Genomic DNA, 20,816 nt, shown 5'->3' on the forward strand with positions numbered 1-20,816 from the left:
ATCTAATTATAATAGTATGGAAAATTTTCTTAATGTTATTAAGCACCCTATGGAGGGTTGTGCATATCTGATATATGCAGGGCTATTCTTTCGCTGGAGATTTCCCAAGAGATGGAATCAATTACTGAAAAGGCTTGCTTCTAATAAACTTTCTAGCTGAAATAACTATAAAAACAGTTTTATAATAAATGGAAGTAGATATTATCTACATTCATTTTATGGAAAGCGGGCAAGATGGATAGGAATTAGCAGCAAGGCAGGTGTTTATAGAGGATTGCAAATCAGCTTGAGCCCAGCGTCCATCAGAGGAATATTGTGACTTGATTTTTGCAAACAATTGTGTCTGAGTTTTTTTTGATATTGGGCTTTTTTGAAAGTCTTTCACAGAGATTTTTAAGATTCATTATAAAGGTTATTCAGATTTCTTTTTAATTACTTGAGTAAAAATACTAGTACGTAAAAAGGCAACAGAATTTTCTGCCAAATGTTCGATTAAAAAAAAATGATATTTTAAGCCAATAGTCTCCTTTGCTTTGACCATCTTAATTTTCAAGAGAATATTATATGTTTCGATTGATTTAAATCTATCTAAAACAGGCATCTCCTATAATTCTTATTTTACCTAATATTCCTTTATAGCTTCCTTTATTTAAAAAGTATTTAGGTGGAACAGCCAAGGCTGCTCGAATAGGAGTACTCTGGCCATTATTAGATTGGATTACGATTTTTTTAGCACATACCCAGCCCTCATTTCTTATTATACCAGGCCATGAAATCCATAAACCTCCTACAAAACCTATCAATATTGGCAATAATCTCTTAATCATAATTTTATTAATATCTTTGGTTATATAGGTTAAATAAACTTTTTTTAATTATTTCACATATTAATTTGAGAATAAAGATAAGCCTGGATTATGTTAACTTTAAATGTGTTTCTTAGAAGTTTTTCTGATCTAATTCTGAGTCCTTTGAAACATCCTCTTGCTGAGCAAATGGTTCATCAATGGCCTGGACCTCTGGGTTATTTTTTTGTGGTTCAGGAGTGACGTCTTCTTGTTGAGCTGATGGTTCATCAATAGCCTGGACCTCTGGGTTATTTTTTTGTGGTTCAGGAGTGACGTCTTCTTGTTGAGCTGATGGTTCATCAATAGCCTGGACCTCTGGGATATTTACTTGTGGTTCAGGAGAGATGTCTTCTTGTTGAGCTGATGGTTCATCAATAGCCTGGACTTCTGGAGTATCTATAGAATTATTCTCTTCAGATGGAATAAGTTCTTGAATTAAAACGAACAAATCTTTCAAGTTTTCAAATAAAGCTTTCAAATTCTCAAGAATTCTTTTTAGAACATTTTTTATTGCTTGAGCCTTCTCTCCTTTATTGATATATAGGATTATCCCCGCCATTAATGGGAATAGAAGTAAAAAGAGAATAAAAACAATCATTTATGATATTTAAATTTCCCTAAAGATCACGTGCAATTTCTTTTTTATCAAGGGGTAGGCAACAACCTTTAAAGTTGTTATTTTTTACGTTTTGAAGGTGTAACAGAGTAATGAAAAACCTTTAAACGAAATAGCCTATGATTTTTTAAGCTCTGCTATTAGCACATCCAGATAAAACCAAACTGTTTCTGAAGATAGGGTTTAGTTGAAATTACCTATAAATATTTAGGAGGATAGGCGGTTTGAATATCTTTACTAAAGATAAAGTCATCAGTAGACCAGTTTTCTTATGCCAAAACTGATATTCGCAAGGAAGGGAATATGCCAGAATTTGTTGAAATAAAAAATCTTATTAGCTTTTTTACCACAAACAATGCTATCTCTACTTTAAATAAAAAAAAAATGACTAATCAAGAACCACCAAATAATGAACCTAAGTGGGACTACACTTCTTCCAGACAAAACTTCTTTACTGGAGCCGCTGTCGTAGGTGGTAATCTCCTAGTGCTATTGATTTACTTGCTCTACAGGACAGTGCCAGCTGTACATCAATTTATTTCAGGTAAACCTATGTAGCTTAGCTTTGGTTTGATTAATATGGCTTAAAAAGAAAAATGACTTCATTAAGAGAGAGGCTAAATGCTCACTTTTCCATAGGTCTTCAATTTATTAGCACTATTTCTTTGCTAATCCTTGCGATAACGGCTGTTTGTGGATCTCGTTCATTGAAGCGCATTGCTGATAGCCATGAAATTTACCCAACTGAAAATGTTCATGAAAATCAGATAATTAAAAGAAACCATAAGCATTAGATATTAATTCTTTCATGAAACATTTATAATCAATAATATTTTCACTTTAAAGATTTTTGACGTCATGAAAATTATATTTATAAGTTAAAAGGAATATATAATATATTAAAGTTCAACGATTTTTAATTAAGTTCTCATCTTATTTAAAATTAGAAAACCCAAAATTAACATTACAAGAATTGGTAGTAAATAAAGTGCTGCAAATAATCCCATAATTAAAAAAGAGATTGAAATGAATAGCATAGATATAACAACGAAACTCTGCCACCAATTTTGGAATCTCCTTTGCCATGTTCTCCCAGTTAATTTATCTAATTCAATTTGTAATTTTTTGCGTTCATGATTTAGAGCAATAAGTTGAGATTGGTGCCATTGGGCAGAAGTATTAGCCGAAGATTCAATGATTCTTTTCTGAAAACCCATAAAGAGATTTTTCTGGTTAGAAAATAATGAGCGAAGCCTTACTATTTGAGCCTCGAAAATTGCCCGACTGGTAAGTTGAATCTGTGAATCAATTTCTTTTATTTCTTGAATTAGTGATTGAACAGGGTTGTGCGTATAGCTCCTGTTAACTTGGGTAATAGAAAAAATCTTTTTTCTTTTCTTAAATAGCCTGTAAATTAATCGCAATTAATTAAACCCTTATATAGAAATGAAAAGCTTATTGAGAAGTTTAGCTTGGGAAGGGCTCAAGTGCTATCTTCTCTAATTAGGTTTAGTTGTATAAGTACAAAACTAATATTTTGAATTTTATAATTTCGATTAAAATATGTGAGAGATGGATTTAACTATTAAGGAAATTCCTATTGTAATGGAGATAAATTCAAATAAGGTCTTAACAAGTTTATCTCCTTTGATTATACCTATATGTGCACCTAAGTAACCACCTGTCAAAGAACCAATTATAAGTGAGGGCAACCAAAACCATTGTATTTCATTCTTCAAGCCCAGTACTATAGCTCCTGTTCCATTCCAAGCAATGCCCACAAGAATTAATGTATAGGCCACAGCCCTGGTATAAGAAAGACCAAACCATTTAACTAACCACAATGTTACAAATAATCCTGTTCCTGATGTTAGCGAACCATTTAGAACTCCAATTAAGAACAAGATAAAACATCCGATAATTAATCTTTGATTGCTTAAGGATTTATTGCTATATGACAGCTTGTCCTGATAGCTTTTTGATGAGTAAATACCTAGACACAATGTCATAATACCTAAGCTAAATGTAGCAATTTCACTAGGAATTGCAAAAATAGTATTAGCCCCTAAGAGAACTCCAGGTAGACCAAATCCCAATACAAATAAGGTGATTTTAGTTTCCAGAGTCTTTTCTTTATAATGGCGAATACTTGCACCTAAGCCAAGCGCAACACTTGCAACTTTATGGGTTGCTAATGCTTTCGAAAATGGAAGGCCTAAAAATATTAATGCAGGCAGCTGAATTAAACCAGCTCCTCCCCCAGATAATGCAGATAAAAAATTAGAAGTTATAGATACTATAATCAATAACAATTGTATAAAGAGTTCTGAGAGCATTTTTATGACTTATTGCTTTGATATTAGCAAATTGAAAGCAGTAATTAAATCAAAAATAAACCTTGCTTTGACTATAGAACTAGAGAATAAAAGTGATTTATCATTTATAAAGAAGTACATCTCTTGGCTGAACAATATGTCAGGGAATTGAGATTTGTTAGTTTAAAAATTCTTTAGCATCTTCCAAAGTATTAGTTTTTGTGGAATAATTAATGATAGTTATTGATCTATAGATGACTTTTCTTAGATTAATTAAGGAAAAGCTTAAGAATATAGGTAGACATATTATAGGAAAACTATCATTAAATAAGAATTATTTGTCAGTCACATTACTTGAAAGTTCTCAAATAAGATGTCGTTGGTATATCAATAATAGAGATAGTAAAATGATCTCCAATAATAACACCTTTCTCTTATGTATCAGAATGTATGACATAACTAATATAAAAAATAAGGAAATAGGAACTTGTATTATGAAGGAGGTAGAGGCTAATAAACTTTCTAAAGAATGTGTTTTGACTCCTCCTGTTTCTACAGGTACGCTTCGTATAGAGATTGGATACAGAGAACCATTTGGTGAATGGTTCTTGTTATCATCTTCTTTATTATGTTTAGCAGAAAGAACTAATGAAGCTTTTTTACCAAATGATTTATGGTTTTACCTTTCTTCGAATCCTGAAAAAGAATCTGAAAGTATACATGAAAGGATATATCAGCTTTCAAATAATCTAATTAACGGCGGTTCTGATGTAGCCCATGAAAAATCAAAGCATATAAAAGGCTAAAATAATTAATTATTGAACATCTTTTATTGAATATAGAAGCCAATTTATAAAGTTTGTAGGATTTACAAGATAAGATATTTCCTTGTTGACTTTTATACCCCTTTCTCTACTAATTAATGATATTTTTGATGATTTTTGATTACTTCTTGTCTTTATACTTTCTTTAATTTCATCTTGAAAAAACCAAACAGTTTTACCATTACTTAATTCTAAAATTAAACCTATTTGAGTACCATCTGTTATCCTATAGCCAACAATTTTTCCATTAGGCCTATCATTCAATAGCTCAATTAACTCTGGTGAAACTCTGTCTTTAATCTTACTAGGATCAATACTGACAATAGATCCAACTTCTGAAAGAGAGTATTGTTTATTTATGTCGTCCAAGATTTAAAAAGTTTTAAGGAATTTACTTTAATAACTTTTGATAGTCAAGCTGCTCAACCTTCCTTGATTTTGCAAAAAGCCATATTTTGGTTGAATTATCAGTTCAGGGATGATTATATTGCTTCATTTATTTTGGATTCTCTTAGGCTTATTCTTCTTTGGAGCCTCAGCTGACTGAGGAAATGTGCTTTTGATTTTCCATCCAATAAATTTGACTCCAGCTATCGTTAGGCGCAGTAAAAGAAAAACAAAAGCAACAAGTCCTGCAGCTATAACAAACGACAGTATTTGATTAGCAGGATTGATTTCACTAAGATTGCTCATAAGATCTATTTTAATCTTGAGTTAATACTCACTTATTTTACAATTATATTTGTGTTATATAAGTAATTCTTGTAATCTAGTGTTAACGATAAAATTATTATCTTGCTTCTACCACCTATAAACGTTTGGTTAGGCTTGTTGCTAATTTCAATTGGTTTAATAGTGAGAATCGAATTTAAAATTAACGTGACAGAAGACTAGCTATTAGAGATTTATTGAATATCAGATATCTTTCAATTAAGCATTTCTTCACTAATCTATAGCTGCGGAATTCATTTATACCGCATTTAAAACCCTTTACTTTCCATTTCACTGTTGTGGAGCTTTTGCATTTCAACCATTTCTGCGCAGGTGAGAGCAGGTCTATATAGGAACTCGCATCCAAAAGCTGAACGCCAAAACATAAAATGTTTAAAGAGTGCTTTATTATCAGCAGCTTTGCAGATTATGCATAGTTCACCAGATTCAGGCATATGAAGCCTTGCCACTAATTCAAAACCCTCAAATTTATCCATTAATGCCCCATCTTCCATATATTTAATAAATGCTGTATAACCTTCATCTTGTGTCTCTGAAGGAACAACGCATGTCACAACAAAAAATTGCATGATAAATAGAATGGATTCACATAATTAGTTTTTAGGCCATTTGGTTGCCTATGGACGAATTGATTAATAAATCAAGATATTAGCAATTATATTTTAGAATTTTCTAGATATATTATTCAATGTCAATATCTTAAAGTCAAGCCATTTAATTCTTATGCTTTAACTGTATTTAAGCATAGTTGATGTAATCAATCATTATTTAGAATATATTATAGATTTATGAAGAAGTTATTGCCTTTGTTTAATTATTTTATTTGCTTTAACCCTTCTTATAAAAGCATTTTTAATTTATTAATACATATTATAAGTTAGGGAAATGAATCCATTATTCGTATACTACCTTTCAGTATCATTAGCTTAATTTTCATACCGCGATGTTATTATTTCAATGTTTTTATTCTGGGCCAACCTAACCTTCTAATTAAGCATTTTAAATGCATTCCGATTGTTAGAACGAATTATTTCCAAGCGAGTTACTTCTTGTGAAATAATGATGATTTGCTGACACAAATAAGTTGTTTAATTGTCAGTCTTCTAATTAATATTTTCTCCAGACCACTGTCATACAAAGAGAATTACTGAGTTATTCCGATTAAAAGCAAGTAAAGAAAATTAAATAATAAAGATATTTGTTATGATCTAATTATTACTAAATTTTTCTTATGAAATTCGTTGATTTTATAAAGTCTAACGCATTTTTGTTGCTAGGAACATTAAGCACAGCAAGTCTTCTATCAATATCTTTTTCGCTTAGGAGCTTATTGCCTGTAGCAGAGTGGGCTGAACTGCAAAAAGATTGTATAGAAAGAACGATTGCCTTCGAAGGGCTTCCTGATAGGGTCTGGAGTTGCAATGGAGGAGGCGATTGAAGTTGCTCTCAATTTTCTGATGAGATAATTCTTTTGAGAAGTGCGATTCTTTTCTTTTCTATTCTTCAGATAAGATAATTGGAAATCTTTAAGTTGAATAATTGAGCTCTAGCAAGCATTTATAGCACCTAAGATTAGCAAATTAAAAAGTTGGACATAAAAAAAGGGTTGATTTTTAATCAACCCTTTTTTTGTAAGATAAATCCACTTGGGGATTTAGTCTTTTTTAGCAGGGATGTTTTGTTGGTCGTAATCAGGCCCTACAAGTACTGCCATTACAGCAAAAAGTGCTATTGCAGCAATTCCAAGGTAAGCAGCTGATGGGGCAGGGGTGCTTAGTAGACCGGCAAATGTAAAAGGAAACATGGCATTTAGTAAACAGTGCTATTAATACATCAAAAGACTCTTGAGGCGTGTTTTTTTATTTACATTGTTATGTTTTTACTTTTTTTACGAGCCTGAGACCAAGTAAGAAACCAGTTGGAACTTTTGTCAAGAAGCTCTTCAGGAATAGTGTCTTGAAGTTCGGAAATGGCTGCTCGCATATAAGGATCTCCTTCATCAAAGTGCTCAAAGAAGTCAATAAGATTCAAAGTGTCTTTCATATCAGATTTAGCACTCTGGTGAGTGGCATTTTTAGCGTAAGATCTTAAATTCTCTTGTCAATAGTTGCTGTGAGTAGACGATTTATAGTCTTTGGAATAGGTAAATAATGCAATTGTTTTTAATGATTTGATGGGCGGCGTAATGATTTTTTTAGTGGGTAAAAGATATCAATTTACTAAATTATATCAAGGTATTTTTTTTAAGCCTGCCTTTGCAAGTTCATTTTGAAGAGTATTTTCACATGAAAGTACCCTTGCCCAGCAAGGTAGTTGCTTGGTCACAGGAGATTCAAGGAACTGAATTATCGATGGCCTTAAAATACTTGCGAATTTCTGCACGGACAATTCTTCCTCATGTCTATCGTAAGGAATATTGTTAACAGCAGAATCCAGTCCAAATTGTTTGACTCTGTCTTGACCAACTCTTTTATAAAGTACTTCTAGCGTGGATATTTGAGAATTTGTAAGTGTTTCAGCTTGATGCTCCATTAAGCCTCTTAATACACTAGAGAGAATTTCCGTGCACATTCTTTGAAGCCCCTCTTTTGGGTTTTTCCCTACTTCTTTATGCTTATGATCAAATATCCCTAGATCGACTTGAGCTATTCTGGAAAGCCTTACATTTCTATAAACTTCTGAAAGAAGTCCTATCTCCAACCCCCAATCGCAAGGAATCCTTAAATTCATCCCTAGGTCTCTAGTAAAGGCAAATTCTCCTGCTAAAGGATATCTAAAAGCTTCTAGATATTTCAGGAAAGCCCCTTGTCCAAATATTTGTTCTAATGATGCTAACAATGGTCCTACAAATAACCTTGTAGCACGTCCTTGGAGAGCATTTGATTCCAATGATAAACGACTATAAAAAGCTTTAACGTATGAAATGCCATGAGATTGATCCAGCAAAGGTTGCAGCATTCTTGCTGGATAGGATGTACTGAAAGTTCTAATATCTGCATCGAATAGAGCTACTACTTCAGATTCTCTAGTTGCCAAGCCAATGCCTTGCCATACAGCCCATCCTTTACCTGGAGTACCTATTAGATCAAGCCCATTTTTCCTTTGATCTTGAAGTAGCTCTATAACTGCAGGACTATTTGTCCATTGCACATGAACAGGAAAAGGCATTGATGAAAAAAACTTTTTAGCTTCTTCAACTTCATCTGCTGACTGAGCTGATAAAGCAATTATTAGTTCGTTAAGTCCTTCTAAATTGCTTAAAACATCCCTTGTTTGCGTTAATGCGGGCCTTTTAAACTCCTCATAAAGACAAGGAATTAATATTGCGGTAGGTCTTTTTTTTAGACCCTGCCTCAAATCAATTAGAGAATCCTTAGTAACTCCATACTCATGAATTGTTGTGATCAAACCCTGTTTAAAGTCCATTCGGTGATAAGAGCAACAGAATGAAAGAAGTGCTTACGACGATCCTGTGCAAAGTATTGGGAAATACGTAGTGACAGGTGCAGAAATCCAATTAGATGAATTGAGTTCTTTACTCAAGAAAATCTACACAGACAAGTCTGTAGAAGAATTTGATTATATGTGGTCGCAATTGATTCAGATTTTAGAAGCGAATAGTGATAATTGCTTTGAGGGTAAGCAAATCCACTCTTGTCCATGGGATTCTACAACTGCAGTTTTGATTACATATGCTGATGGAGTTTATTCATCCAATCGATCAACATTAAAAACACTTGGCAAGCTAATTGAAAACCATTTAGGGGAAATTGCTCCCATAATTCACCTCTTGCCATTTTTGTGTTCTACAAGTGATGGTGGTTTTGCTGTTTCTAGTTATGAGAAAATCGATTCACGTTTTGGTTCTTGGGATGATTTGAAAAATCTTTCTGATAAACATATTTTGATGGCAGATCTTGTTCTCAACCACGTATCAGCTTCCCATCCTTGGGTTCAACAATTTAAAAACGGAACTAACCCTGGCAAAAATTATATTTTATCTCCATCAATTAAAAATAATTGGGAAAATGTTATTAGGCCTAGAAATACTTCTCTTTTTACAAATATTGCAACTATTGAAGGCAATAAAGATGTATGGACAACATTTGGTCCAGATCAGATAGATGTTAATTGGAGGGAGCCAAAACTTTTATTAGAGTTTATAAATTTAATTGTTAGATATTTAAATCACGGAATAAAGTGGATTCGTTTAGATGCAATAGGTTTTATCTGGAAAGAGCCTTCAACTACTTGTTTGCATATGGAGCAAGTGCATAATTTAGTAAAAGTATTAAGAATTATACTTGAAAAACTTAAAAGATCAGGTGTTCTAATAACAGAAACTAATGTCCCTGAGAAAGAGAATATATCTTACCTTAAATCAGGTAGTGAGGCACATTTAGCATATAATTTCCCTTTGCCTCCTCTGTTACTCGAATCTTTAATTAATAATAAAGCTGATTTAATTAATAACTGGTTATGCTCATGGCCAGACTTGCCTGTTAATACAGGTTTTCTTAACTTTACAGCATCTCATGATGGTATTGGTTTAAGAGCATTAGAAGGCTTGATGGATTCTAGGAGAATACATAATCTATTGATTTCGTGTGAAAAAAGAGGAGGTCTGGTTAGTCATAGGCGAATGCCCAATGGAGAAGATAAGCCTTATGAATTAAATATCAGTTGGTGGAGTGCGATGGCAGATACTGGTGTTAATACAAATTATCTACAGTTTGAAAGGTTTATTTTGAGCCAATTCTTTGTAATGGCTTTAAAAGGGGTTCCTGCTTTTTATTTGCAAGCAATAATGGCTTCTGAAAATGATTTAGTAAGTTTTGGTCAATCCGGAGAAAGAAGAGATCTTAACCGTCAAAGATTTGATGAAAATACATTAGAGAATTCATTGCTTGATCCAAAATCTTTTGCAAGTAAAAATTTAAAAGCGTTAAGGAATGCAATGACTGTTAGAAGTTCTCTAAAGGCTTTCCACCCTGAACAGGCCATGCATTGTCTTAGCGGAAATCGGAGTGATTTCGTTATTATTCGTCGGGGAATGAATGATTGTTGTGTATGGGCTGTTCACAATATGACTAATAAAAAATTAAGTTTTAGCCTTTCAGATAACTTGAAAACCGAGATTAAGAATAGTTATTATTGGAATGATGCTTTAAATAATCAAGATTATAAACATGACTATATGGAATTAAGCCCTTATTCTGTACATTGGTTAATTAAAAAAAATGAAAATTGAGTATAAAAAAACTCCTTTGTGGATAGTCACCGATATTGATGGTACTTTAATGGACCATCAATATGACTTTTCTCCAGCATTATCAACCATTAAATGGTTACAAGAACTTGGAATCCCCATAATTCCTTGTACAAGTAAGACCGCTGCTGAAGTAAGAGCTTTAAGACTAGAACTTGGAATAACAGATCCTTTCATTGTAGAGAATGGTGGTGCTATTTATGGTGATGAATTATCATCAAATGAAGAATGGGAACTTGTCTTAGGTAAAAGCTATAAATATTTAAGATCTAAATTAGAGTTGATATCTTTAGAACTTGGTTATAAACTAATTCCATTAAATGATTTGTCTTATCAAGAGATAAATGAACTTACTGGTTTAGAGGGTAGGGGAATAGAACTTGCTCTTGATAGAAAATGGAGTGTTCCTTTCTTGAACCCAAAGGATTCTGATAGAGAACGAATTACTGAAATTGCTTCAAGTTTGTGCACCTCAATTTATAAGGGCAATCGTATGAGTCACTTGTTGGGAGAAGGTAGTCATAAAGGTAAGGCAGTAATTGAATTAAAGAAGTTTCTTAATCAACCAAATATCAAAGTAGTAGCCTTAGGAGACTCTCAAAATGATTTACCCTTGCTCGAAGTTGCTGATATCGCTATTGTTATTCCAAGCAGAAATGGACCTAATAAATTCTTAAAGAAAGGAATAGATAAGGGAGAATTTCTGTTAGCACCGGCACCACACTCAGAAGGTTGGGCGTTAGCAATTAGAGATTTACTTATTAAGTCTATATAAAGATATGAGTGATAATTTTTCTAATAAATCGAATCTTAATAAAAACATTTCTCCATGGTTAGATCCCAAGCATTCAGATATTTTATTTCCTTTTGCCAATCTTCAGTCCCTTTTAAATGATTTAGGATGGGAATCTGACGAATGGATTAATTACTGGTTGGCAAAGGATGGATATAATCTTGCTGCTTCATTTTGGGCAAAGGGAACTAAATTAGATTGGTTATGGGGATTGGGTTTGCCATTCCTTACTGATATTAAAAGATTTGCAAAAATCAATAATGCTAGGAAAGTATACGGAATTTCAGCATTGCCTGGATGCGGGAAAACTAGTTTTGGCAAATGGATAGAAGCTGCTGCAAAAGAATTAGATATTTCTATTAAAGTACTATCTTTAGATGATTTTTATTTGCCTGGATCTGAGTTAGAAAAAGCAATGAAAGACAACCCTTGGAACGTACCTAGAGGTCTTCCTGGAAGTCATTCAATTAATCTATTAGAGAATGTAATTGATAAATGGATTTCAACAGGATCACTTAAAGCACCTCAGTTTGACAAGTCTTTAAGGAAAGGTCTAGGAGATAGATCAGGTTGGACAAATTCCTCCCCTGATGTTTTAGTTTTAGAGGGCTGGTTCTTAGGATGTACTCCATTAAAATCTTCATTAAATTTCAATGGAAAAGATGATGTATTAAGTCCGAAACTTACAATATTTGAAAGTGACTATAGATTAAAAGTTCAAGAACTAATAAAGGATTATTTGCCAATATGGCAACGAATAAACCGAATATGGCATCTTAAAGCAAATGATTTTTCTTCTACATGTAAATGGAAAGTAGATCAAGAAAAAGAAATGCTAGTGTCCAAAGGGTCAGCATTGCAAGGTGAACTTCTTTCTTCTTTTGTTCGTATGATTGAGGCTTCAATACCTCAAGAAAGTCTTATGAATATTGATTGTAATGTAGTTGTTGAAATCAATAACTTAAGAGAGATCCTTAATATTTTGCCTAGCAGAAGACAATTTTAATAGAGGTTTAGTTGTTTTTTATACAGTATTTTCAGAGATTATGGAATTTAATGTTAGTCAATTAATAATGCCATGCTCGATTTTTCTTATTGTAATGATAGCAATAGAATGGTAGTCCTAAGATGCATAGGGTCGAATCATTTTTTCTTGGAAAGGGTCTTATTCCCAAAACAAGTCATTGAATTTTTAGCACCTAGAGATTCAAAAGTAGAAATATGGGGCAATGAACTATATGGACCTAAGCTAGAACAGAGGATAAGGGTTGGTAGCATTATGAATGAAATACCTAAAGCTGCATAATACTTATCAAATCATTTTATTATGGAGTTTTAGGGGATTCATTTTTTGCATATAATAGCTATCATATGCATATCCTCTGATAAATATTGTATAAATGCTAAAAAGGTGCATTACTACTACTTATATTTAACTTCAACTCATACTTAAGAATTTTTAAATAAATCAATTATGGAAGCTTATATTTATTTGATAAAGAATGGAGATCTTTACAATATTGGTACAAGCAATAATCTTCAAAAGACCCAGGATATGCTTGGTCCAGGCGAACTTTGTGCTTCTTTGAAAACCAAAGATGCAATTTCAATTTGTAGAAACTTACATTTGAGTTACTCAGATGTTCGATTACCTAAAAGTGATTATTTTAGATTGTCTAAGTCTCAATTAATAGAGTGCAAGTTAATGCTAAGAGCAGAAGGCTCTGATAATTACTTTCAACCAATCTTTAGAGGTAGAGTTGCAATTGTATCCTTCTTGACTTCTTGGTTGGTACTTTCCGGACTTATAATCAAGCTCGGAATTGATCCTATTCTTGAAAAATTATTTTAGTTTTTAGGAGGTAGAGAATTCCTATTATTCGCTTTTTTATATTTTAGTTGTAATTATATCAATAACGTCTAAATTAATCATTAAATACTTTCCAGCCTTGGAACTATCTGATTTTCTCATTTGGGCATCAATTCCTTTTTTAGTTGCTACTGCATATTTTGGCACTAGAAATGGTTATTACGATACTAAATCGTATACAGGAGATGGATGTGCGCATGATGTTAAACGCTGAATCAAGGTTTTTCTATTCCAGCTGAACTACATATTTAGTGGAGATTTAACTTTTTATATATGTTTTCCTATCCACCATTATAAATACAGGACCATCTATTATCTAATTGCCAAACAGGCTTATAAATATCATTAGTAATTTTATTGCCTGCGCTTTCACATAATTCTAAAGATTTCATTGGTATAGCATATAAAGATGGACTTGTTATACCACTTACTTCGGGGCGAGCTCCAGGTCCTTGACGATAGCTCCCTACTACAAGCCAATAACTTGCTTGCGTTTTAAGTGGGAAGCAAAAAAAAGTCAAAATTGCAGCTATAAGGGAAAGATGGTTCTTTGACATGATCTTGAGTGCTTAATAGTTTTGCGGTTGGTTCAAATACTTTTAGGATAAAGTTTAGAAAAGACCAAGGGTTAGTCAATTTATAAATGGTTTTATTAGCGGTTGGCGAACTCAGTGCATCACTATCCCTTTTAGAAGAATGTTGGCATTATTTATTTTTAGGAATTATTCAAGGCCTCACAGAGTTTTTCCCAATAAGTAGTACGGCTCATCTTAAGGTTATCCCTTTGCTCCTAAGCTGGGATGATCCTGGAGTGGCTGTTACAGCATCTCTTCAGCTTGGCAGCATAATTGCTTTGATAGCTTATTTTTGGAATGATCTTGCATTTTTGATGCGTGGAATATCGAAAGCTTCCTTTCAAAATAGTTGGAACAATCAAAATACTAAACTTGCTTCAGCAATAGTTCTTGGCACTTTGCCAATTGTATTTGCAGGAATGTTGATCAAGCTATTTTGGCAAGGATACGAAACTTCTCCAATTAGGTCTATTCCTGCTATTGCAGTTGTTTCTATTGTTATGGCATTGCTACTTCTTATTGCCGAGAATGTAGGTCGACGTACTAGGAATTTTGAAAATCTAAGTTTTTGGGATGGGCAAATTATTGGGTTTTCTCAAGTTTTAGCTCTAATCCCAGGCGTTTCTAGATCAGGCATTACTATCACGACTGCATTAATGATTGGATGGGAAAGAAAGTCTGCTGCTAGGTTTTCCTTCTTGCTAGGCATCCCCGCAATCACTCTTGCTGGATTAGTAGAACTTAAACAAGCATTTGGATCCTTTGAATTAGTTGACGTATTTCCTTTGCTTTTGGGAATTACCTCTTCAGCAATTAGTTCTTGGATTGCAATTGATTGCCTGATGAAATTCCTTCAAACACAGAGCATGATGATTTTTATCACTTATAGATTTTTGTTTGGAACTTTATTGTTATTTTGGTATTATCTTGCGTTTTAAAAATGAAAGTATTAAATTATTTCTTATTAAGTATCAAGTTTGGTGAATTAGATCTTTCAAATTCAACAGTATATATTCTTATAGCTATCACTTTATTTATTTTTTTAGCAGTTGGGATAAGTTCTTTTCAGTTAATTCAATCTGCTTTTACTTCTGAAGATGATTAGGGAAAGATATCTTTTTATAATATTAGCCTAGTCAAATTTAAAAAGAGGGTTTAAATATTTCCTTCTCTAATTAATTATTTGATTAGTTGAAAATACTTTAATAAAAAAAAACTCTCACCCATCGGGTGAGAGTTTAAAAATGAAACGACTTAGCTTATTAAACCAGGATTGATTTAGAAGCTGAAGTTAGTTTCTACGAGGTAACCAGTTGCGTCTTGTGTTGTCCAAGAACCATTTTTAACAACATGTCTGTCTTCCCAAAACACACCTGCTTGAAGAGACAAACCATCTGATACTGGGTAGTTGTAATAGATTTCAAAGCTATCACCTGTAACACCCATTTGATCATGGTTGGTATAAGCAGCACTTGCTGTTCCTGGACCTACTTCATGATCCACTCCAATTAAGAGATGGGAGGAAGATTTAGTGCCACTAGCTGCAGGATCTTTAGTGTCATATGCGACGCTGATGGTTGGGAAACCATCTGGTCTCATATAAATACCACCACCGAAACTGGTATCAGTGTCATCGTCTGTATAGATTAAGCCGCCGCCGTAGTAATCGGAGTCATATCCGAGTGAAGCGGTGTAGATATCTGCACCGCCATCGGTCCAAATACCTTTAGATGCATCAGCAGCGTCTGAAGATACTGATGACAAAGAAGCATTAAACCCACTGTCATTGGAATATGCAATTGCTGCACCTGCACCAGTGGTTGCTACAGCTCCCCATGGCATAGAGGATAATCTGAATGATTCAGAAGCAATAGAAGTGGTTGCAGAGATTACATCATCCTGATCAAATAATGGACCTGCAGTGACGTCGAATTCTCCAACTTGAAAATTGTAGAAAAGAGAGGTAACAGTAAGAGTTGAATCTGTTACTGCATCCTGCAGTACAAGGTCATCTTGGTTACCTTGTTCGATCCCTGCATAAAGACCATCAGTACCATTGAAACTAGTATTGAGGTCAATGCCGTATCTATATTCAAAAGCAGTTTTGCCTTTGTAAGGATCATCGAACAAACTCATTCCATCAATAGCACCTGTTGTAAATACAGCGCTACCAGAAAGTTTTGTAGAAGATGAGAATTGACCAGCACTAAGTTCTTTAACTTTGTACTCAAGTCCATCAACACGTCCTTTAAGAATGGCCATTTCAGTGCCAAACTCATTAGCAAGACGAGCAGCATCAGGAGTTACTTCTGCAGAAGCAATGCCGCCATCTAGGCAAGCATTAACAAGTGCAGCAGCCTCATAACGAGTTAGAGCCTGACCACTTTTAAGGTTTTGAGTGTAGGCATTGTCTACACAGCCATAGCTCTCACTTAAGTTTTGTAGAGCTGTATAAGCCCAATCTCCTGGAACAACATCGGAGAATTGAGTCGTAGTTACTTCAGCATTGAGATCTGCATAGCTAGCAACATCTTTGATGTTAACTTCAGCTGCATTTGCAGCTAAAGGTGCTAACAGACCTAACGCAGCAGGAGCTACCAGCAGTTGCCGGAAAAGCTTCATCTGGATTCCTCACACATTTAGGACAATTCAATTATCGATTACTTAAGAGAATAAAGCAGTAGTCCCGTATACAGTTTAAGTAATGTCTGTTACGAAGTGATTGTGTAATATGATACATAATTCGAGGCAAGAAATCATAGCTTTTGCTCGCAAGGGTTGATATAACTGCTATTTATAGCCGAGAGAGTTTTTTGTCTCATTGAGCTTTAATTTAAACAGGCTTTGAAAATTTCCATCTTAAAAATCTTTAAAATTTCTAAGGTTTTGCTTTGAACAAAAATGCTTGATTTCAAAGTGAGTTGTAATTCTGGTGTTTTAGCTATTTATACCTAGGGCAAATGCTTTTCTTTTGGCTAATACTTGAATATATAAAAAAGTTATATCCTAATGACACTTTCAAAGCGAACAAAGTACATAGGCTTTGAAGTAAAGCAAGTAAAAAGTGACTTGTTGATACCCTTTTTTTTGATAAGTCTTTTATCAAGCACGATGATCTCAATTTTGCTGGGCTATTTTATTTACTCTATGAATCCATTTGTTCAAGAATTTTATTTAAAGTTGGTATCACTCTCTTTCCCTTAACAGGAATCCCTTAGCTCTCGCCATTTATTAAGACCAGCTTTTATATCACTCAAGTCTTCTGTTGAATTGCTGATCTCAAATGCTTTTATAAGTGATTGAGTGGCTTCTATTCCATAATTAGCTGCTTTCCTTTGGTTTATGCAGCCTTGAAGCTCGTCTCCATTCTTAAGCTCCATCTCTGCAGTTTCCAAGTAATCACTTGCGAGACTTATTTTTTGATTCCATTCATTCATATAATTATCAAACTTATTAAGTGGTTTAGCATTGGCAAATTGTGGTGTAAAAAATATTACCAATGATAAAATAGCTATAAAAAAATAATTCATTTTCTTGCTCTGCATTGAAAAAATATATTCATTAACTCTACAACGATTTTATATTTTAAATAAAATTATATGTATTATGTCATGAATAAAGTATTTTATAATTTCATTATTAGGTTGTTTAATTATTAATCGGAGCGGCGGGATTTGAACCCACGACCCCCACTACCCCAAAGTGGTGCGCTACCAAGCTGCGCTACGCCCCGACAGATGAACTATAACAACATATAGTTCATCTGTTGCCATTATTGCTTAATCTATATATTTAATTTTAGGCAATAGGCTTGAATCCTTATTTATTAAAAATAACTAGAATTTATATAATAGCCTAATCGCTTTACTTCTTATTTTTGTATTACCGGTGGCCTTTGATATCTTTTGTTATTCATAAGAAAATTATTAGATTGCAATTAAGAGTTTATGTTTCTAAATCAATATAATTTTGATTAGGCGTATCTTTCCATTGAATAGATGGTGAGAGTTGGTTGTCTGATGGAATGAAGGTAAATATTAATGTAAATACAAGTAATAATGTACATAATATGATCAAAATTACTGTTCTATCTTCAAGATTCTTTTGCATTTTAGTTAATTATAGGACTGTTACTGCTTCTTAATACGCAATGATTTTGCTCCCAATTAAAATTATCCCAAACCCTAGAGTTGAGTTTATAGTTTGACCCTTTAAAATCTTTTAGAGAAACATTAGTTGGCATAGCTGAGCAGTATGGTCGGCTTCCAGGTTTAGCTAAATATTGTTGATGATAATCTTCTGCATAATAGAAGTCTATATTCGTTTCTATTTGGGTTGTTATTGAGCCAAACCCTTTTTCCTGCAATAATACTTGATACTTTTCTAAACTATTTATTGCTAGGGTTTTATGATCTTGTTTAGTTAAATATATTGCAGATCTATATTGCGAGCCACTATCATTGCCTTGACGATTACCTTGAGTAGGATCGTGGCATTCCCAAAACATTTTCAATAAATCACTTAAATCAATCTCCAATTTATTCCAAATCACCCTTACTACTTCCGCATGATTTGTTCTCCCAGAACATACTTCTCTATATGTAGGGTTTTTTTTAGCACCCCCTGCATATCCAACTGCAGTTGTTATAACGCCAGGTAACTTCCAGAATCCTTTTTCAGCTCCCCAGAAGCAGCCGCAACCAAAAAATATTTCCTCTTCATCTTTGTTTGCAGGTTTATTTATTAAGCTGTTTAGGACAAAATGCTTAGAGGTTGTTTTGCCTTGAGCCTCTACTTTTTTAGGATTTAGCCAGTTTAAGAACATTGTGATTGCGGAACAGTATTGAGCTTAATCAGAAGCGTTTGGTTCTATTTGAATATGGTTTAACAAAGTAGTGACAAAAGCAAATAATAAAAAAGGTAAACTTAACACTAGGATTAACCCTACTCCAATTAGAGCAAATATTGGCTTTGAAGCCCCCATTAGGCCTAATCCTCCCGCAAGACTTACAAAAATAACTGCCATCCAAGCAAGTATTTGGAGATAGATGTCGCCAAAAGCAAGGTCACACTTGATTGAGTAGTTAGTTGGAACTGTCATCAATAATTACCTGAAGGTCTTTTCATTAGGCTAAGAGAGCTTATCTTCAAATGTATTTAAAATATACTTTCAAAGTAATTAAGTTTAATGTGAAATCTATTTGACTTCATCAAGCTTCTCAACAGCTTTTTCTCTATCCCAAAGTTTTTTATATATGCCATCTATTTTTATCAAACTTTCATGAGTACCTTGTTGGACAAGTCTTCCTTCGCTTAAAACTAATATTCGATCACATGCCGCAGCCGCTGAAAGTTGGTGGCTTATCATCAATATCGTTCTATTAACTTTTGTTCTTATTGAAGTAAGTATTGCAGAAGCTGTTTTGTTGTCCACACTGGCAAGAGCATCGTCAAGAACAAGTACAGGAGCATTTGTTAGTAAAGCTCTACTAAGTGCTGTGCGTTGACGTTGTCCACCACTAAGTGTTATGCCTCTCTCTCCTACTAGTGTTTCAAAACCATCAGGAAAACCTTTAATATCTTCAGTTAAATGAGCTTGTGAGGCTACCAATTTAACTTTATCAATTGTTTCATCTGGAACGCCAAATCTGATGTTGTTTTTTAGTGTAGTAGTAAATAGATACCCCTCTTGAGGTACTAAAGAGATATTTTTTCTTAACTCATCAAGCTTTAGTTCAACTACATCAATGTCATCAAGAAAAAGTTGTTTGCTTGATACATTAATCATCCGACCTAATGCTCTGGCAAGTGTTGTCTTCCCACACCCAACAGGACCAACTATTGCAACTAGCTCTCCTGGCTGAATAACAAAATTAATATTTTTTAGAATTTCCTTTTGGTCATTTTCATAACTTATGTTGAGACCTCTTGCCTCTAATTTGCCTTTAACAGGAAGCTTTAATCTTCTGCTTTGATTTTGGTCTTTAATTAAAGGAGTGTTTGTTAGCAACTCCTCTATTCGTTCAAGACTTACTTGACCTAGTTGAAATGTGTTTAAAGTGAACCCTAATAGTGCTGTCGGAAAAACTAATCTTTCTACGTAAAGTATCAATGCAATTAACCCACCAATTGTTAGAAAGCCTTTCTCAATAAGACCACTCCCAAGAGCAAGTATCAAAAGAAGAGATATTGATGAAATGCCTTGAAGTAGAGGAAATAAAGTACTTGCTGTTCTTGCAAGATTGATGGCAGCATTTTTGTAGTTGATATTTAACTTTGAGAATGCGTTGCCTTCAGCAGCTTCTTGACCATATATTTTTATGGCACTAATACCTGATAAATCCTCTTGAATTAATTCACTAAGCCTTGAAAGAGCTTCTTGTTGCCTTTTTCTTTGACCAATCATTCGGCCTACAAAAAGGCGAACAGTTCCTAGCATTAATGGATACAGACTTACTGAGGCTGCCGTTAACCAAGGACTTATGGAAAGCATTGCAGGAATAGTGAAGGCATAGGCTAAAAATGTGTTCGTAAGACTTAAAATTGCAAAGCCTAGTAGGCGTCTTATGTTTTCAATATCACTTGTCGCTCTTGTTATGACTTCCCCGCTCCCAGTTTTTTGAACCCATTCTGGATCTTGTATAAGCATGTGATCAAATAAACGTTGTCTGAGATCAACTTCAACCTGTCGTCCAATACCAAAAACAAGTTGCCGAGATAAAAGTCTAACTATGCCCATAACAGTTGCTAATGAAATGATCCAACCTGCTTGCCTAAGAATGTTGTTAAAGCTAAAGCCTTCTTCAAGGGCATCTACTACACGACGAACTTCAAAAGGAATTGCAACGCTCAAGATATTGACAATTAATAGGCTTATTGCTCCTAGAATTAATGTCCGTCTATGAGGCTTTAAATATCTATTTATTAGATCAATTCGAAATGCTGCCATGACTTCATTAGTATGAGTACCAATT

The 20,816-nt window shown here is 33.8% G+C and carries 26 protein-coding genes and 1 tRNA gene; 10 read left to right on the forward strand and 17 right to left on the reverse strand.

Annotation, left to right across the window (positions count from 1 at the left end; genetic code table 11):
• Nucleotides 1-584 precede the first annotated feature (584 nt).
• Nucleotides 585-827 carry a hypothetical protein gene (locus tag PRO_RS03545; protein ID WP_011124867.1) on the reverse strand — a complete coding sequence of 81 codons (243 nt, stop codon included), beginning with the start codon at nt 825-827 and terminating at the stop codon, nt 585-587.
• Between the two features lie 112 nt (nt 828-939).
• Entirely contained in the window at nt 940-1,446 is a 507-nt protein-coding gene (locus PRO_RS03550) for a hypothetical protein (protein WP_011124868.1), read from the reverse strand.
• Nucleotides 1,447-1,848: 402 nt separating this feature from the next.
• On the opposite strand from PRO_RS03550, the gene PRO_RS09365 reads away from it, so the two are divergent.
• Nucleotides 1,849-2,022 (forward strand): hypothetical protein, encoded by a 174-nt coding sequence (locus PRO_RS09365; RefSeq protein ID WP_165438631.1) that lies wholly within the window; start codon nt 1,849-1,851, stop codon nt 2,020-2,022.
• Between the two features lie 38 nt (nt 2,023-2,060).
• Nucleotides 2,061-2,258: a hypothetical protein gene (locus PRO_RS03555; protein ID WP_011124870.1), complete on the forward strand. Its 198-nt coding sequence runs from the start codon at nt 2,061-2,063 to the stop codon at nt 2,256-2,258.
• A 126-nt stretch (nt 2,259-2,384) separates the two neighbouring features.
• Here the strand turns inward: PRO_RS03555 and PRO_RS03560 are convergent, their stop codons facing one another.
• Both PRO_RS03560 and PRO_RS03565 read right to left on the reverse strand, forming a co-directional pair.
• The gene (locus PRO_RS03560) at nt 2,385-2,888 is read right to left on the reverse strand and encodes a hypothetical protein (RefSeq protein ID WP_011124871.1); all 504 of its coding nucleotides are present in this window, start codon (nt 2,886-2,888) and stop codon (nt 2,385-2,387) included.
• A gap of 132 nt (nt 2,889-3,020) precedes the next feature.
• Complete coding sequence (locus tag PRO_RS03565) at nt 3,021-3,800, reverse strand: sulfite exporter TauE/SafE family protein (protein WP_011124872.1); 780 nt, start codon at nt 3,798-3,800, stop codon at nt 3,021-3,023.
• Nucleotides 3,801-4,033: 233 nt separating this feature from the next.
• On the opposite strand from PRO_RS03565, the gene PRO_RS03570 reads away from it, so the two are divergent.
• The gene (locus tag PRO_RS03570; protein ID WP_011124873.1) at nt 4,034-4,585 is read left to right on the forward strand and encodes a DUF4912 domain-containing protein; all 552 of its coding nucleotides are present in this window, start codon (nt 4,034-4,036) and stop codon (nt 4,583-4,585) included.
• Nucleotides 4,586-4,594: 9 nt separating this feature from the next.
• Here PRO_RS03570 and PRO_RS03575 read toward each other — a convergent pair whose 3' ends face one another.
• The 3 genes from PRO_RS03575 to PRO_RS03585 form a co-directional block, all read right to left on the reverse strand.
• Nucleotides 4,595-4,972: a DUF2862 domain-containing protein gene (locus tag PRO_RS03575; RefSeq protein ID WP_011124874.1), complete on the reverse strand. Its 378-nt coding sequence runs from the start codon at nt 4,970-4,972 to the stop codon at nt 4,595-4,597.
• Between the two features lie 123 nt (nt 4,973-5,095).
• Nucleotides 5,096-5,296, reverse strand: coding sequence for a hypothetical protein (locus PRO_RS03580; protein ID WP_011124875.1), 201 nt, complete (start codon nt 5,294-5,296; stop codon nt 5,096-5,098).
• A gap of 287 nt (nt 5,297-5,583) precedes the next feature.
• Nucleotides 5,584-5,904, reverse strand: a complete 321-nt coding sequence (locus tag PRO_RS03585; protein ID WP_011124876.1) for a DUF3303 domain-containing protein — start codon at nt 5,902-5,904, stop codon at nt 5,584-5,586.
• A gap of 662 nt (nt 5,905-6,566) precedes the next feature.
• On the opposite strand from PRO_RS03585, the gene PRO_RS03590 reads away from it, so the two are divergent.
• Nucleotides 6,567-6,773, forward strand: a complete 207-nt coding sequence (locus PRO_RS03590) for a hypothetical protein (protein ID WP_011124877.1) — start codon at nt 6,567-6,569, stop codon at nt 6,771-6,773.
• Between the two features lie 216 nt (nt 6,774-6,989).
• On the opposite strand, the gene PRO_RS09370 is transcribed toward PRO_RS03590, so the two are convergent.
• The 3 genes from PRO_RS09370 to PRO_RS03600 form a co-directional block, all read right to left on the reverse strand.
• Complete coding sequence (locus tag PRO_RS09370) at nt 6,990-7,139, reverse strand: hypothetical protein (protein ID WP_165438632.1); 150 nt, start codon at nt 7,137-7,139, stop codon at nt 6,990-6,992.
• Nucleotides 7,140-7,198: 59 nt separating this feature from the next.
• A complete protein-coding gene (locus tag PRO_RS03595) occupies nt 7,199-7,378 on the reverse strand; it encodes a hypothetical protein (RefSeq protein WP_011124878.1) in 180 nt (59 codons plus the stop codon).
• Nucleotides 7,379-7,564: 186 nt separating this feature from the next.
• Nucleotides 7,565-8,761: a glycosyl transferase gene (locus PRO_RS03600; protein ID WP_011124879.1), complete on the reverse strand. Its 1,197-nt coding sequence runs from the start codon at nt 8,759-8,761 to the stop codon at nt 7,565-7,567.
• A 46-nt stretch (nt 8,762-8,807) separates the two neighbouring features.
• On the opposite strand from PRO_RS03600, the gene PRO_RS03605 reads away from it, so the two are divergent.
• The 5 genes from PRO_RS03605 (at nt 8,808) to PRO_RS03625 (ending at nt 13,249) form a co-directional block, all read left to right on the forward strand.
• On the forward strand, nt 8,808-10,586 hold the full coding sequence (locus tag PRO_RS03605; RefSeq protein WP_011124880.1) for a sugar phosphorylase: 1,779 nt from the start codon (nt 8,808-8,810) through the stop codon (nt 10,584-10,586).
• The gene (gene yedP, locus PRO_RS03610) at nt 10,576-11,379 is read left to right on the forward strand and encodes a mannosyl-3-phosphoglycerate phosphatase-related protein YedP (RefSeq protein ID WP_011124881.1); all 804 of its coding nucleotides are present in this window, start codon (nt 10,576-10,578) and stop codon (nt 11,377-11,379) included. The genes PRO_RS03605 and yedP overlap by 11 nt, the downstream gene beginning before the upstream one ends.
• A 4-nt stretch (nt 11,380-11,383) precedes the next feature.
• Complete coding sequence (locus PRO_RS03615; RefSeq protein ID WP_011124882.1) at nt 11,384-12,403, forward strand: uridine kinase; 1,020 nt, start codon at nt 11,384-11,386, stop codon at nt 12,401-12,403.
• Between the two features lie 72 nt (nt 12,404-12,475).
• The gene (locus PRO_RS03620; RefSeq protein WP_011124883.1) at nt 12,476-12,703 is read left to right on the forward strand and encodes a DUF1830 domain-containing protein; all 228 of its coding nucleotides are present in this window, start codon (nt 12,476-12,478) and stop codon (nt 12,701-12,703) included.
• 168 nt (nt 12,704-12,871) lie between these two features.
• Complete coding sequence (locus PRO_RS03625; RefSeq protein ID WP_011124884.1) at nt 12,872-13,249, forward strand: GIY-YIG nuclease family protein; 378 nt, start codon at nt 12,872-12,874, stop codon at nt 13,247-13,249.
• 299 nt (nt 13,250-13,548) lie between these two features.
• Here the strand turns inward: PRO_RS03625 and PRO_RS03630 are convergent, their stop codons facing one another.
• The gene (locus tag PRO_RS03630) at nt 13,549-13,824 is read right to left on the reverse strand and encodes a hypothetical protein (RefSeq protein ID WP_011124886.1); all 276 of its coding nucleotides are present in this window, start codon (nt 13,822-13,824) and stop codon (nt 13,549-13,551) included.
• An 86-nt stretch (nt 13,825-13,910) separates the two neighbouring features.
• Here PRO_RS03630 and PRO_RS03635 point away from each other — a divergent pair, with 86 nt between their 5' ends.
• Nucleotides 13,911-14,780, forward strand: coding sequence for an undecaprenyl-diphosphate phosphatase (locus PRO_RS03635; protein ID WP_011124887.1), 870 nt, complete (start codon nt 13,911-13,913; stop codon nt 14,778-14,780).
• 340 nt (nt 14,781-15,120) lie between these two features.
• Here PRO_RS03635 and PRO_RS03640 read toward each other — a convergent pair whose 3' ends face one another.
• From PRO_RS03640 to PRO_RS03665, 6 genes are all read right to left on the reverse strand, one after another.
• A complete protein-coding gene (locus tag PRO_RS03640; protein ID WP_011124889.1) occupies nt 15,121-16,464 on the reverse strand; it encodes an iron uptake porin in 1,344 nt (447 codons plus the stop codon).
• A 578-nt stretch (nt 16,465-17,042) separates the two neighbouring features.
• The gene (locus PRO_RS09505) at nt 17,043-17,372 is read right to left on the reverse strand and encodes a hypothetical protein (protein WP_036892194.1); all 330 of its coding nucleotides are present in this window, start codon (nt 17,370-17,372) and stop codon (nt 17,043-17,045) included.
• Nucleotides 17,373-17,501: 129 nt separating this feature from the next.
• Nucleotides 17,502-17,575: transfer RNA gene (locus PRO_RS03650), tRNA-Pro, on the reverse strand.
• Nucleotides 17,576-17,953: 378 nt separating this feature from the next.
• Nucleotides 17,954-18,667 (reverse strand): peptide-methionine (S)-S-oxide reductase MsrA, encoded by a 714-nt coding sequence (gene msrA, locus PRO_RS03655; protein ID WP_011124892.1) that lies wholly within the window; start codon nt 18,665-18,667, stop codon nt 17,954-17,956.
• Nucleotides 18,668-18,691: 24 nt separating this feature from the next.
• The gene (locus PRO_RS03660) at nt 18,692-18,943 is read right to left on the reverse strand and encodes a membrane protein (RefSeq protein ID WP_011124893.1); all 252 of its coding nucleotides are present in this window, start codon (nt 18,941-18,943) and stop codon (nt 18,692-18,694) included.
• Nucleotides 18,944-19,039: 96 nt separating this feature from the next.
• Entirely contained in the window at nt 19,040-20,791 is a 1,752-nt protein-coding gene (locus PRO_RS03665; protein ID WP_011124894.1) for an ABC transporter ATP-binding protein, read from the reverse strand.
• Nucleotides 20,792-20,816 lie beyond the last annotated feature (25 nt).

Source organism: Prochlorococcus marinus subsp. marinus str. CCMP1375 (assembly GCF_000007925.1).
Taxonomy (GTDB): Bacteria; Cyanobacteriota; Cyanobacteriia; order PCC-6307; family Cyanobiaceae; genus Prochlorococcus_E; species Prochlorococcus_E marinus.